The sequence below is a fragment of the Intestinimonas butyriciproducens genome (assembly GCF_004154955.1).
GTDB classification, from domain to species: domain Bacteria; phylum Bacillota; class Clostridia; order Oscillospirales; family Oscillospiraceae; genus Intestinimonas; species Intestinimonas butyriciproducens.
The window spans coordinates 2,391,784-2,404,520 of sequence record NZ_CP011524.1 but is presented as its reverse complement, the minus strand read 5'-3'; the positions used below and the strand labels follow the sequence as shown (position 1 = coordinate 2,404,520).

The window sequence follows — 12,737 nt, the reverse complement described above, 5'->3', positions numbered from 1 at the left end:
AACCACCATGAACATGAATCAATTCACACAGAAATCCCTGGAAGCGGTGCAAAACGCCCAGACCATCGCCCAGGAGTACGGCAACCAGCAGATCGAACAGGTCCATCTCCTCTACGCACTGTTGGAGCAGGAGAACGGCCTGATCCCGCAGCTCCTGGGCGGCATGGGCCTCACCGTCCCGAGTCTGGAAGCGGCCGTCCGTAAAGAGGTAGAGGAGCTGCCTCGGGTGACGGTGGGCGGCGGCCGGGAGGCGGGCAAGGTCTATATCGCCGCCGACGTGGACAAGGCCCTCAACCGGGCGGAAGCCGTGGCCTCCTCCATGAAGGATGAATATGTCTCTGTGGAGCATCTGCTCCTCGCCCTGGTGGAGACGGCCAACGGCGGGCTCAAAGACTTGTTCCGTACCTACAACATCACCAAGGAGGGGGTGCTCAAAGCCCTCTCCGCCATCCGGGGCAACCAGAGGGTGACCTCCGACAACCCTGAGGAGACCTACGACGCCCTCAAGAAATACGGTTCCGATCTGGTGGAGCGGGCCCGGCAGAATAAGCTGGACCCCGTCATCGGTCGGGACGACGAGATCCGAAACGTGATCCGCATCCTGAGCCGGAAGAGCAAGAACAATCCGGTCCTCATCGGCGAGCCCGGCGTGGGCAAGACCGCCATCGCCGAGGGCCTGGCCCAGCGGATCGTCAAAGGGGACGTGCCCGGTTCCCTGAAGGACAAGACCATCTTCGCCCTGGATATGGGTTCCCTGGTGGCCGGCGCCAAGTACCGCGGCGAGTTTGAAGAGCGGCTCAAAGCGGTGTTGGGCGAGGTCAGGAAGTCCGAGGGACGGATCATCCTCTTCATCGACGAGCTCCACACCATCGTGGGCGCGGGCAAGACCGAGGGCGCCATGGATGCAGGCAACCTCCTCAAGCCCATGCTGGCCCGGGGCGAGCTCCACTGCATCGGCGCCACCACCCTCAACGAGTATCGCCAGTATATCGAAAAGGACGCGGCCCTGGAGCGCCGGTTCCAGCCCGTCATGGTCAGCGAGCCCACGGTGGAGGACACCATCGCCATCCTCCGCGGCCTGAAGGAGCGCTACGAGGTGTTCCACGGCGTGAAGATCACCGACAACGCCATCATTGCCGCCGCCACCCTCTCCAACCGCTATATCACCGACCGGTTTCTCCCCGACAAGGCCATCGACCTAGTGGACGAAGCCTGCGCCATGATCCGCACAGAGATCGACTCCATGCCCACCGAGCTGGATGTGATCCGCCGGAAGATCATCCAGCATGAGATCGAGGAGGCCGCCCTCAAGAAGGAGGACGACGGCATTTCCAAGGAGCATCTCGCCGAGATCCAGAGAGAGCTGGCCGAGATGCGGGATGAGTTCAACGCCCAAAAGGCCCAGTGGGAGAACGAGAAGAACGCCATCGGCAAGGTGCAGAAGCTCCGCGAGGAGATGGAAAACGCCAACGCGGCGCTGGAGAAGGCCCAGCGGGAGTACGACCTCAACAAGGCTGCGGAGCTCCAGTACGGCAAGATCCCCGAGCTCCAGAAGGCCCTGGAGGCCGAGGAGCGGATCGCCCAGGAGGGCAAGGAGCGCTCCCTGCTGCGGGATAAGGTCACGGAGGAGGAGATCGCCCGCATCATCCAGCGATGGACCGGCATCCCCGTGTCCAAGCTCATGGAGGGCGAGCGGGAGAAGCTCCTCCATTTGGAGGACATCCTCCACCAGAGGGTGGTGGGCCAGGACGAAGCCGTGCGCCTGGTGAGCGAGGCTATCCTGAGAAGCAGGGCCGGCATCGCCGACCCCGACAAGCCCATCGGTTCCTTCCTGTTCCTGGGCCCCACGGGTGTGGGCAAGACGGAGCTGGCCAAGACCCTGGCCGAAGCCCTCTTCGACAGCGAGAAGAACTTGGTGCGGATCGATATGTCGGAGTATATGGAGAAGTTCTCTGTTTCCCGGCTCATCGGCGCCCCTCCCGGATATGTGGGCTATGAGGAGGGCGGCCAGCTCACCGAGGCCGTCCGCCGCCAGCCCTACTCCGTGGTCCTCTTCGACGAGGTGGAGAAGGCCCACCCGGACGTGTTCAATATATTACTCCAGGTATTGGATGACGGCCGTATTACGGATAGTCAAGGCCGGACGGTGGATTTCAAGAACACCATCATCATCCTTACCTCTAACTTGGGCTCTCAGTTCCTGCTGGACGGCATCGGTCCCAACGGGGAAATCACCGAGGAGGCCAGAAACCAGGTCAGCGACCTGCTGAAGCACTCCTTCCGGCCCGAGTTCCTCAACCGGCTGGACGAGATCGTGTTCTATAAGCCCCTTACCAAGGACAACGTCACCCACATCATCGACCTGATGGTGGCGGAGCTCAACCGGAGGCTGGGAGACAAGCAGCTCACCGTGAGTCTCACCGAGCGGGCCAAGGACCACGTCATCGACAGCGCCTACGATCCCATTTACGGCGCCCGGCCCCTGCGCCGTTACCTCCAGCACACCGTGGAGACCCTCATCAGCCGGAAGATCATCTCCGGCGAGGTGGAGCCCGGCGACACCCTGGTGGTGGACTGTGCCGGGGACGAGCTCACCGTCAGCGCCATGCAGGTGCAATGATTCCGCAAAAAGCAGATCAATGTTAAGCTTTGGCCCCGCCGGGTATGCCCGGCGGGGCTGTTGGGCAACTGCCGCCCGATGCGGTGTGATTTTACAAAAAACGGAGGTGCTTTTCTTGCACGGAAATCGAAATATCCTGCTGGCTGTGCTGGTCAGCCTAGTCGTTGTGGTGTCCGTACTCATTGCAAGAGTCAATCCCCGCCTGCTCTCGCCGGCACTGATGCTGATGGATCTTGCATCTCGCCCTGCGGAGACCACCGCGTCGGACCACAGAGCGTCTCCGGCACCTGAAACTGCGCCTACACCGTCTCCGGCCCCTCTTGCCATCGATTACGCTGAGCTGATCCGTTATGCAGAGACCTATGATGGGCAGTGGGTGCAGATTGCCGGACGTATTGGACATGTCGAAGGGGAAAGACTGGACATATTTGATCGCATTAGCTATTATGTGGCGGAAGAGGGAAACGCGACCTCGACGTTCCAAATTTATCTGGACAAGAAGACTGCGGCTCCCTGTACGGAGGGCGAGTATTATGTAATAGAGGGCCTGTGGAAGATCGGATACCGAGGGCCCTATCTGTCGGAGGCGGTGATTCTCGACAGCGGCGCGACTGCAAAGGCGAAGGCCATGCAGTATCAGGAGGACTGGGAGGCGGAACGGCTGCAGCGTGCGGAATCCACGCCATTGACGGATTACTTGGAGCTCTGGGAGCAAAGGGATCAGTATGAAGGCAGTTATGTGCGAACGGCAGTTCAAATCGGACGGGTTAAGAATTATAAAATTGACGTGCATACGAAGTATTGGTTTGACGTGAGAAACGAACGCAATGGAGAGGATATCGGGACAGTTGATCTGGAAGGATGTATGCCTGAGGTGCTGGCGCTCTGTCAGGATGGGGGCGCGGTGATCGTTGGGGGGAAGCTGGTCGGAACACGCGAGCGTTTTAGTGTAAAAGACTGCTATATTGAGGCGGCGGGGGAGACGGCACAGGCGGAAGTAGATGCGTTTGTGGCACAGCATAAGGCGGACTATGCCCAGCGCAAGCAGGAGTATATTGCGGGCTGTACTCCGTTGGACTATCGCACTGTGCTGCGTTACCCCACGGAGTTTCGGGAGGCGCAATTGAGTTGCACCGGCACTGTGGTGGAGCTCTCCCGTGGAAATCCAATCAGCGCAAGCTTTATCCTTTTGCTGGACGGAGAGTCTGATAACAGAGTGGAAGTCTATTATAGCAGTGGAGCAATTGGGGATCCCAATATTGTGTTGGGAGATTCTGTTGCCGCATACGGCTACGTTTTTGATGTTTATTACCCGAAGAATGAGGAGGGCGTTTCAAAGGAGGCGCTGCCGGACTTCCGTGCGATGTACTTAGACTATGGGGAGTGAACGTGCGATTGCTTTTCACTTAAAAGGCTGACCGGTTTCGGATGAAAATAGAATAGTCCACAATATGCGGACTATTATGCGTTTAAACGAGACAAAAGAGGAAAAACGGCATATCCCTGTGCGTTCTGACGAGCTTTGCAACTTTAGAAGAAACAGATTGCAAAAATGGCGCCCATATCGTATAATAAAGAACAATAAACCAATGGTCGTGAAATCCTGACAAGGGCTGTCGGACAGCGGGGCAGGCGATTTCGCCCGCCCCTTTTTCTTCGGAGCACGACTTGCCTTTGAATGAAAGCGAGGAAGGGGAAAGTGTCAGAACACAACTTCAAGAAGGTACTGGTGGCCAACCGGGGGGAGATCGCCATCCGGATTTTCCGGGCCTGTTATGACCTGGGGCTGCACACGGTGGCCATGTATTCCAATGAGGACACCTATGCGCTCTTCCGCACCAAGGCCGACGAGGCCTACCTGATCGGGGAGAACAAATCCCCCCTGGGGGCTTATTTGGATATCCCCGGCATCATCGATCTGGCCAAGCGGAGAGGCGTGGACGCCATCCATCCGGGCTATGGGTTCCTCTCCGAGAACGCCGAATTCGCCCGCGCCTGCGAGGAGGCGGAGATCACTTTTATCGGTCCGGACTCCGGCATCCTGGCCCAGATGGGCGACAAGCTGGCGGCCAAGGCGACGGCCCTGGCCTGCGGCGTGCCCACCATACCCGGCTCCAAAGAGCCCCTGCGGGACGCCGACGAGGCCCTGGAGCGGGCGGTGTCCTATGGGTTTCCCGTCATCCTCAAGGCGGCCGCCGGAGGCGGCGGCCGCGGGATGCGCCGCTGTGACAGGCCCGAGGAGGTCAAGCCCGCCTTCGAGTTGGTGAAGGGAGAGGCCCACAAGGCCTTCGGCAACGACGATATCTTCATTGAAAAGTACCTGGTGGAGCCCAAGCATATCGAGGTCCAGGTGCTGGGCGACCGGTACGGCAACGTGGTCCACCTGGGTGAGCGGGACTGCTCCCTTCAGCGGCGGTACCAGAAGGTGGTGGAGTTCGCGCCGGCCTGGAGCGTGCCGCAGGCCACGCTGGAAAAGCTCCGCGCAGACGCGGTGAAGATCGCCCGGCATGTGGGCTATGTGAACGCCGGCACGGTGGAATTTCTGGTGGATCGGGACGGCAATCACTACTTTATTGAGATGAATCCCCGCATCCAGGTGGAGCACACCGTCACCGAGCAGGTCACCGGCATCGATCTGGTGCGGGCACAGATCCTCATCGCCGAGGGACACCCCCTCTCCCACCCATCCATCGACATGGGCAGCCAGGACAACCTGCACATCAAGGGGTATGCCATCCAATGCCGGGTCACCACCGAGGACCCGGCCAACCACTTCGCGCCCGACACCGGAAAGATCACCGCCTATCGCTCCGGCGGCGGCTGCGGCGTCCGCCTGGACGGCGGCAACGCCTATACCGGGGCCGTGATCTCCCCCTATTACGACTCCTTGCTGGTCAAGGTCACCTCCTGGGACAACACCTTTGAGGGGGCCTGCCGCCGGGCCACCCGCGCGGTGCGGGAGGAGCACGTCCGGGGCGTCAAGACCAATATCCCCTTCATCACCAACATTCTCAGCCACCCCACCTTCCGGTCCGGGGCCTGCCACACAAAGTTCATCGACGAGACCCCCGAGCTCTTCGAGATGCAGTACGGCCAGGACCGCGCCACCAAGGTGCTCAAGTACATCGCCCAAAAGCAGGTAGACAATTCTTCCATCGACCGCCGGCAACTGGACATCCCGCGGATCCCACGCGCCTCCGGCGAGGCCCGGCCCGGGCTCAAGCAGCTCCTGGACCAGAAGGGGCCCGAGGCCCTGCGGGACTGGGTGAAGGGGCAGAAAAAGCTCCTCATCACCGACACCACCATGCGGGACGCCCATCAGTCCCTGCTCTCCACCCGGGTGCGGACCCGGGATATGCTCCTGGGGGCGGACGGCACTGCGGAGATCCTGGCGGACTGCTTCTCCCTGGAGATGTGGGGCGGGGCCACCTTCGACGTGGCCTATCGGTTCCTCCACGAGTCCCCCTGGGAGCGGCTGGACCTGCTGCGGGAGAAGATCCCCAACATCCCCTTCCAGATGCTGCTCCGGGGCGCCAACGCCGTGGGCTACACCAACTATCCGGACAATCTGATCCGCGCCTTTGTGAAGGAGGCCGCCCGCTGCGGCATTGACGTATTCCGCATCTTCGACTCCCTCAACTGGGTTCCCGGTATGGAAGTGGCCATAGACGAGGTCCTCAACCAGGGCAAGGTCTGCGAGGCGTCCATCTGCTACACCGGCGATATTCTGGACCCCAAACGGGACCGCTACACCATTGCCTACTATGTGGACATGGCCAAGGAGCTGGAGCGCAGAGGGGCCCATATCCTGTGCATCAAGGATATGTCCGGACTCCTGAAGCCCTACGCCGCCAAGAAGCTGGTGAAGGCCCTCAAGGAGGAGGTGGGCATTCCCATCCACCTCCACACCCACGACACCTCCGGCAACCAGGTGGCGGCCCTCCTGATGGCGGCTGAGGCCGGGGTGGACATCGTGGACTGCGCAGTGGACTCCATGTCCTCCATGACCAGCCAGCCCTCCCTCAATGCGGTGGTCTCCGCGCTCCGCGGGCAGGAGCGGGACACCGGGCTGGACTCCGACGGCCTCCAGAAGCTCTCCGACTACTGGGCCGACGTGCGGGAGCGGTATGCCTCCTTTGAGACGGGGATCAAGAACCCCTCCACCGATATCTACCGCTATGAGATGCCCGGGGGCCAGTATTCCAACCTCAAGTCCCAGGTGGAGAGCTTGGGCCTGGGTCACAAGTTCGAGGCGGTCAAGGAGATGTACAAGGCCGTCAACGATATGCTGGGAGACATTGTAAAGGTGACCCCTTCCTCCAAGATGGTGGGAGATATGGCCATCTTTATGGTCCAGCACGACCTGACGCCGGAAAACGTGGTGGAAAAGGGGGCGGCGCTTGCCTTCCCGGACTCCGTGGTGAGCTACTTCAAGGGTATGATGGGCCAGCCGGCCTGGGGCTTTCCCGAGGACCTCCAGCGAGTGGTCCTCAAGGGCGAGGCGCCCATCACCTGCCGCCCCGGAGAGCTGCTGCCCCCCGTGGATTTGGAGGCAGCCCGGAAAGAGGTGGAGAAGTTCTACCCCGGCGCTTCTGACCGGACGGTCATCTCCTGGTGCCTCTATCCCAAGGTGGTGGAGGAGTTCTGCCGTCACAGGCAGGAGTACGGCTACATCATGCGCATGGGCAGCCATGTGTTTTTCAATGGCTTGGCCCTGGGCGAGACCAACAAGATCAGCATCGAGGATGGAAAGACCCTGGTCATCAAGTACCTGGGCCTGGGCGACCTCAATGAGGACGGCACCCGGAACGTCCACTTCGACCTCAACGGCATGGGCCGCACCGTGGCGGTGCCGGACCGGAACGCGGCCGTGCAGGTCCACCCCGTGGCCATGGCGGACCCGGAGGACAAGAGCCAGGTGGGCGCCTCCATCCCCGGTATGGTGTCCAAGGTCTCAGTAAAGCCGGGCGACGTGGTGGAGGAAAACCAGGTTCTCGCAGTCATTGAGGCCATGAAGATGGAGACCAGCGTGGTGGCCCGGATGTCGGGCACCGTGGACCAGATCCTGGTGACGGAGGGAACTTCGGTGAAGGCGGGCGAGCTGCTTATTACCATTCAATAAGAAAGAAGAAAAGCGGACCGCAATGCGGTCCGCTTTTCAGTGTTTTATCGGGTCAGCCGCCCAGGGCGCCGGCTATCAATTGCTCATAAGGCACGACGGTGGCCCCGGCGGGGAGCTCGGTCTCAGGGGTCTGATCGCCGGCGGCATAGTCGCCGGTGATGTTGAGGGACAGATCCATCAGGGGGTCCATACCCATGGACACCGTGGCGGTCATGTGATTTTCGGCATCCATGCCGGCCTTCATGGCCGTGGTGGTGGTGATCTGCCCACCCTCACCGTCGTCAACAGAGGTGGAGCTGTCCATGGACAGCTCATACCCCACGACCTTGTCGGACTGCATGGTGAGCGTGAAGGAGAGGGTCACCTTGGTGCCGTCCTCCTCCAGGGCGTAGGTGGTGGTATAGTTGTCGCCGCTCTTTACGAAGGAGTCGTCCGCGAGCACCTTGGCCGCGCCGTTCACCAGCGCGGAGACAGTGGCGTAAGCGGTGTCCTTGTCGCTGAGGTCGGCACTCTGGAGCGCGGTCTGGAGCAGGGCGGAGGCGTCCATGGTCTTGGAGGCGTCGATGAGGGCGGTGTAGTCCAGACCCATCTGGCCGTACATGGAGGCCATATCAAAGGAGTACCAAGTGTCGGCGGGGAGTCCCAGGGTCTCCAGGGCGCTGCCGCCCATGGTCAGATACATCACACCCTTTTCCATGTCGGCACGGATCTCCATATCCATGCCTTCGCTCTTCAAGGCATCCAGCAGGGCCTGATCCTCGGCGGTGAGCTCGGAAGCCTGACCGGCCACTTGGGACATGGCGTCCAGGAAGGCAGTCAGATCCATCTTCAGGTTCATGGCCGCGGCCATCTGAAGAGAGTCGGCGGTGGTGCCGTCCATAGAGCCCTGGAAAGAGAGGGGGCCAGCGCCAAACATGGTGGCGGAGCCGTCAAACTGGGCGCTGATGTCCCAGATGCCCTCCTGGAACTGCTGGTTGTACGCCAGATACTTCTCCATATAGGTGAACTGATGCTCAGCCAGCGCGGCGTCCAGAAGCTTCTCCGTATCCACGATCACAGCGGTCTGGTTGTCCTGATCCCAGCCCACCGCGCATCCGAAGGCCTGGGCGGCAAAGCGGACAGGCACGTAGGTGCGCCAAGTGGTGGAGTCCACATAGGGGGCCACATCCATGGTAATGGCGGAGCTGGCCCCACCCTCGGTGAGGGTGGCCTCGGTGGAACCGATGGTCATGGTCAGGGTCTTGCCGTCGCGGACGGCTGTGATGGTGTTGCCCTCGTTGCTGACTTCGGCACCCATGGCCTCGAACACGGCGCGGAAGGGGAGGAAGGTGCGGCCGTCCTGCGCGACGGGAACGGCGTCGGTAAAGGTGAGGGCCTCTCCGTTGAGCTGGACAGCGATACCGGAGGGAGCGGGAGAGATGAGCATGGTGTCGTCTTCGGCCGCTAGGGCGGAACCGCAGGCGCTGAGCACGGTCAGGGAGAGGGCCAGCGCCAGCGCACGGCTGGACATAGATTTCATGGTGAATTCCTCCAATCCTATATAAGTATTGACTTGATTATAATACGGGGATGTACAAGATACAAGAGTGAGAAATCTTAAATTTCTATAAAACGTGCTCGACATAGTCAGATGGGGAGGAAGGAACAAGAGAAAAAGGTGAAATGTTAAATTAAATAAGGTGACGTTACAAATTTTTTACAACCACATTACGATGAAATTACACTCTATTCACATTAGGTTCATCAACTTTACTTCACGGGATGTAAAATTGTTCCATAAGGTATGAGGATAAACACAAACCAAATTCCCACCGGTATGCTGTTTTCCTCCCCTTTTTCCCAACAGAACGCAGGTCTGCTTCGGTGGACCTGCATTCTTATTCTGCATACATGAGGCGCAAACAAAATGCCGCCCGGTCGGGCGGCATTTTGAGGCTTGCGTAAAATCAGCGCTTGCTGAACTGAGGCGCACGACGGGCGGCTTTGAGGCCGTACTTCTTGCGCTCCTTCATACGAGGATCGCGGGTCAGGAAACCGGCGCTCTTCAGAGCGGGACGGTACTCCTCATTCATCTGCAGCAGGGCGCGGGCGATGCCATGGCGGATGGCGCCGGCCTGTCCAGTCACGCCGCCGCCGGTGACGGTGGCGACCACGTCCACCTTGCCCACATTCTCTGTGGTGACCAGGGGCTGACGGACCAGCAGCTTCAGGGTATCGAGGCCGAAGTAGTCGTCAATGTCGCGGCCGTTGATGGTGATGGCGCCGGTGCCGTTGGGGAAGAGGTGGACGCGGGCCACGGAGGACTTCCGGCGGCCAGTACCATAGTGGTAAGGCTTCTTGCTCTTATACATGTTCGAAATTCCTCCTTATTCCTGGGTCCAGGACTCGGGCTTCTGAGCAGCGTGCACATGCTCAGCGCCGCGGTAGATCTTCAGGCGGCTCAGGGAGTCCTTGGTGATGATGTTGCGGGGCATCATGCCGCGGATGGCCAACTTCATGGCCAGCTCGGGCTTGTCCTGCATCAGCAGGCGGTACTTGGTCTCATGCAGGCCGCCGGGGTAGCCGGAGTGAGTGCGGTAGTACTTCTGCTCCAGCTTCTTGCCGGTGAGGACGGCCTTCTCGGCGTTGATGATGATGACGAAATCGCCGCAATCGGCGTGCGGGGTGTACTCGGGCTTGTGCTTGCCACGCAGCAGGGTGGCAGCGGTGGCGGCAGTCTTACCCAGGGGCTTGCCCGCCGCGTCCAGAATGTACCACTTGCGGACGATGTTGCCCTTGTTGGCCATAAAAGTGGACATGGTCTAACCTCCAATTTGTACTTCTATGATAAATTTGGTCCAAACATGATTGACGCCCCACTCTTGCCGAGTGGAGCGTTTTGTATTATATCCCATGGGGCCCTAGGTGTCAACAGGTTTTCAGATGTTTTTTAATTTAGAATTTGAAATCTTCTGTTTTCGCAGAAATACTCTTGAATACTGCGGAATACTCAATTCTGTTTTTCAATTTTATCCGATGCGCTCTCGCCCAGACAGTATTCGATCATGCTGATGACCACGTTATTGAAGCTGGTGTCGTTTCCTTTGGTCAGGGCCTCTACCTGGTCGGCGAGCGCCTCAGAGATGTAGAGCGTCTTGTAGACGGCCTGCACCTTCTTTTTTGTCGGCTTCGGCTGAAACGGCATAGAATCGCTCCCTTATGATTCTATTCTATGCAACAAATATATTTTAATATAAACCAGATATTTCTGGTGTAAATAAAAAGGAAATATGACAGACCATTTTTGACAGCATCTGACACGGTCCTGGGGTTAATCTGAAATGGGGGAAGAGCGCGTGAAAAAAATCTTGAAAATACTGCTGATTCTGGCTGCCGCGCTCCTGCTCCACCTTCTGGGGGGGAGCGCGGGCCTGTTCCGGGCCGTGGGGACCCAGGGGCAGGCCGCCGTCCGGGTGTGCATCTGGAGCGGGGCCGGTTTTTTCTGGGTGTCGATCCTGCGCGGCGGAGGATAATGGGGATTCCAGACGAAGGAAAAATATGATAGAATGCTGTCCAAGCAGAGTAAAAAATGCGCTGAGACAGGAATGATATCATGATGAACCAAATTTTGAGCTATGTCCGCCGGTGTGTGGAGGACTACGATATGATCCAGGCCGGGGACCGGGTCGCCGTGGGGGTGTCGGGGGGAAAGGATTCCCTCACCCTCCTGGTGGCGCTGGCCCGGCTGTCCGTTTTCTACCCCAAGCCCTTCACCGTGGAGGCGTTCACGCTGGACATGGGCCATGTGGACGGGGGCGCCGGGATGGACTTTTCCCATGTGGCGGAGTTGTGCGGGGAATTGGGCGTGCCCTATACCCTGCTCCACTCAGAGATCCACCACATCATATTTGACCTCCGCAAAGAGAAAAATCCCTGCTCCATGTGCGCTAAAATGCGCCGGGGCGCGCTCCACAACGCCATCCGGGAGAGAGGGATCACCAAGATCGCCCTGGGCCACCATTTTGACGACGCAGTGGAGACCTTTTTCCTCTCTCTCTTTTATGAGGGACGCATCTCCTGCTTCCAGCCCGTGACCTATCTGGACCGAATGGGCATCACGCAGATCCGGCCCATGCTTTACTGCGGAGAGTGGATGCTCCGCAAAGCGGCGGAGCGGGAGCATCTGCCCGTGGTGTTCAATCCCTGTCCCGCCGACGGCTACACCAAGCGGCAGGAGGTCAAGGAGCTGATCCACAGCCTGTCAAAGGAGTACCCGGACCTGCGGGAAAAGGTCTTTTCGGCCATGCAGCGTCTGCCCCTGCCCGCCTGGGAGCCGCAGGATCACCGGCGGCGGCCGCTGGCGGACGATGGGAGAGAGGAATAAAAAATGGACGTCTGCCCCGGTGGGCAGGCGTCCGTTTTCATCTGTGGAGAAGCGCGGCGCCGGGTCAAGCCTTGCGGCAGGTGAGCTGATGGATGACATAAGGCGACTCTGTGACCACATTCACCGGCTTGGAAAAATCCAGGGTGAAGAGGCCGATAAAAGACTTGGCGTCCACCATGATGGCGTTATCGGGAGAGTGGAGGAACACGTCTTCGTCGGCCGCACAGGCCAGGCGCTGTATGGCGCGGATCTCCTCAATAGACTCAAACTGCACCGGAATGACCATGGAGCATGGCCTCCTTTCAAAATCAAGATGACCGGCGTGAACCGCCGGACGGCTGAGGGGCGGAAGACGTTACCGCACAGCGGCTTTCCTGCGGCTGGCGATCTCCAGCTGACGGATCACATATACGGAATCGGTAACGACCTCCACCGGCTTGGAAAAATCCAGCGTAAAAAGGCCCAGGAAGGACTTGGCGTCCACCAGAATATTGCTCTGGGGAGCGCGGAGCAGCACCTGCTCATCCACCGTCTGCGCCATGCGCTGCAGTCCTGCAATCTCAGCAATGGAATCAAACTTTGTCTCAATGACCATATAGGGCACCTCCTTGTGACACGCTGAGTATAACACG

Annotated in this window: 11 protein-coding genes; 5 read left to right on the top strand and 6 right to left on the bottom strand. The window is 59.5% G+C overall.

Annotated elements, in window-relative coordinates:
* The first annotated feature begins 7 nt into the window (after positions 1 to 7).
* From clpB to SRB521_RS11890, 3 genes are all read left to right on the top strand, one after another.
* Complete coding sequence (clpB, locus tag SRB521_RS11900; protein WP_116721902.1) at positions 8 to 2,620, top strand: ATP-dependent chaperone ClpB; 2,613 nt, start codon at positions 8 to 10, stop codon at positions 2,618 to 2,620.
* Between the two features lie 115 nt (positions 2,621 to 2,735).
* A complete protein-coding gene (locus SRB521_RS11895; RefSeq protein WP_116721901.1) occupies positions 2,736 to 4,007 on the top strand; it encodes a hypothetical protein in 1,272 nt (423 codons plus the stop codon).
* Between the two features lie 291 nt (positions 4,008 to 4,298).
* Positions 4,299 to 7,742, top strand: coding sequence for a pyruvate carboxylase (locus SRB521_RS11890; RefSeq protein ID WP_195969578.1), 3,444 nt, complete (start codon positions 4,299 to 4,301; stop codon positions 7,740 to 7,742).
* Positions 7,743 to 7,794: 52 nt separating this feature from the next.
* On the opposite strand, the gene SRB521_RS11885 is transcribed toward SRB521_RS11890, so the two are convergent.
* The 4 genes from SRB521_RS11885 to SRB521_RS11870 form a co-directional block, all read right to left on the bottom strand.
* The gene (locus tag SRB521_RS11885) at positions 7,795 to 9,261 is read right to left on the bottom strand and encodes a stalk domain-containing protein (protein ID WP_075705346.1); all 1,467 of its coding nucleotides are present in this window, start codon (positions 9,259 to 9,261) and stop codon (positions 7,795 to 7,797) included.
* A 427-nt stretch (positions 9,262 to 9,688) separates the two neighbouring features.
* On the bottom strand, positions 9,689 to 10,093 hold the full coding sequence (gene rpsI, locus SRB521_RS11880; RefSeq protein WP_033117904.1) for a 30S ribosomal protein S9: 405 nt from the start codon (positions 10,091 to 10,093) through the stop codon (positions 9,689 to 9,691).
* 15 nt (positions 10,094 to 10,108) lie between these two features.
* A complete protein-coding gene (gene rplM, locus SRB521_RS11875) occupies positions 10,109 to 10,540 on the bottom strand; it encodes a 50S ribosomal protein L13 (protein ID WP_033117903.1) in 432 nt (143 codons plus the stop codon).
* Positions 10,541 to 10,731: 191 nt separating this feature from the next.
* Entirely contained in the window at positions 10,732 to 10,926 is a 195-nt protein-coding gene (locus SRB521_RS11870; protein ID WP_075703416.1) for a hypothetical protein, read from the bottom strand.
* A gap of 151 nt (positions 10,927 to 11,077) precedes the next feature.
* Here SRB521_RS11870 and SRB521_RS16215 point away from each other — a divergent pair, with 151 nt between their 5' ends.
* A complete protein-coding gene (locus SRB521_RS16215; protein WP_165366633.1) occupies positions 11,078 to 11,254 on the top strand; it encodes a hypothetical protein in 177 nt (58 codons plus the stop codon).
* An 83-nt stretch (positions 11,255 to 11,337) separates the two neighbouring features.
* Positions 11,338 to 12,105 carry a tRNA lysidine(34) synthetase gene (locus SRB521_RS11865; protein WP_075705391.1) on the top strand — a complete coding sequence of 256 codons (768 nt, stop codon included), beginning with the start codon at positions 11,338 to 11,340 and terminating at the stop codon, positions 12,103 to 12,105.
* Positions 12,106 to 12,169: 64 nt separating this feature from the next.
* Here SRB521_RS11865 and SRB521_RS11860 read toward each other — a convergent pair whose 3' ends face one another.
* Together SRB521_RS11860 and SRB521_RS11855 are read right to left on the bottom strand one after the other, a co-directional pair.
* On the bottom strand, positions 12,170 to 12,391 hold the full coding sequence (locus SRB521_RS11860; protein WP_033117899.1) for a hypothetical protein: 222 nt from the start codon (positions 12,389 to 12,391) through the stop codon (positions 12,170 to 12,172).
* Positions 12,392 to 12,460: 69 nt separating this feature from the next.
* Complete coding sequence (locus tag SRB521_RS11855; RefSeq protein ID WP_033117898.1) at positions 12,461 to 12,700, bottom strand: hypothetical protein; 240 nt, start codon at positions 12,698 to 12,700, stop codon at positions 12,461 to 12,463.
* Positions 12,701 to 12,737: the final 37 nt, after the last annotated feature.

Coding starts and splice junctions, on each gene's coding strand:
- SRB521_RS11885 (WP_075705346.1), bottom strand. CDS start 9,261: ATGAAATCTATGTCCAGCCGTGCGCTGGCGCTGGCCCTCTCCCTGACC.
- SRB521_RS11855 (WP_033117898.1), bottom strand. CDS start 12,700: ATGGTCATTGAGACAAAGTTTGATTCCATTGCTGAGATTGCAGGACTG.
- SRB521_RS11860 (WP_033117899.1), bottom strand. CDS start 12,391: ATGGTCATTCCGGTGCAGTTTGAGTCTATTGAGGAGATCCGCGCCATA.
- rpsI (WP_033117904.1), bottom strand. CDS start 10,093: ATGTATAAGAGCAAGAAGCCTTACCACTATGGTACTGGCCGCCGGAAG.
- rplM (WP_033117903.1), bottom strand. CDS start 10,540: ATGTCCACTTTTATGGCCAACAAGGGCAACATCGTCCGCAAGTGGTAC.
- SRB521_RS11865 (WP_075705391.1), top strand. CDS start 11,338: ATGAACCAAATTTTGAGCTATGTCCGCCGGTGTGTGGAGGACTACGAT.
- SRB521_RS11870 (WP_075703416.1), bottom strand. CDS start 10,926: ATGCCGTTTCAGCCGAAGCCGACAAAAAAGAAGGTGCAGGCCGTCTAC.
- clpB (WP_116721902.1), top strand. CDS start 8: ATGAACATGAATCAATTCACACAGAAATCCCTGGAAGCGGTGCAAAAC.
- SRB521_RS11890 (WP_195969578.1), top strand. CDS start 4,299: ATGAAAGCGAGGAAGGGGAAAGTGTCAGAACACAACTTCAAGAAGGTA.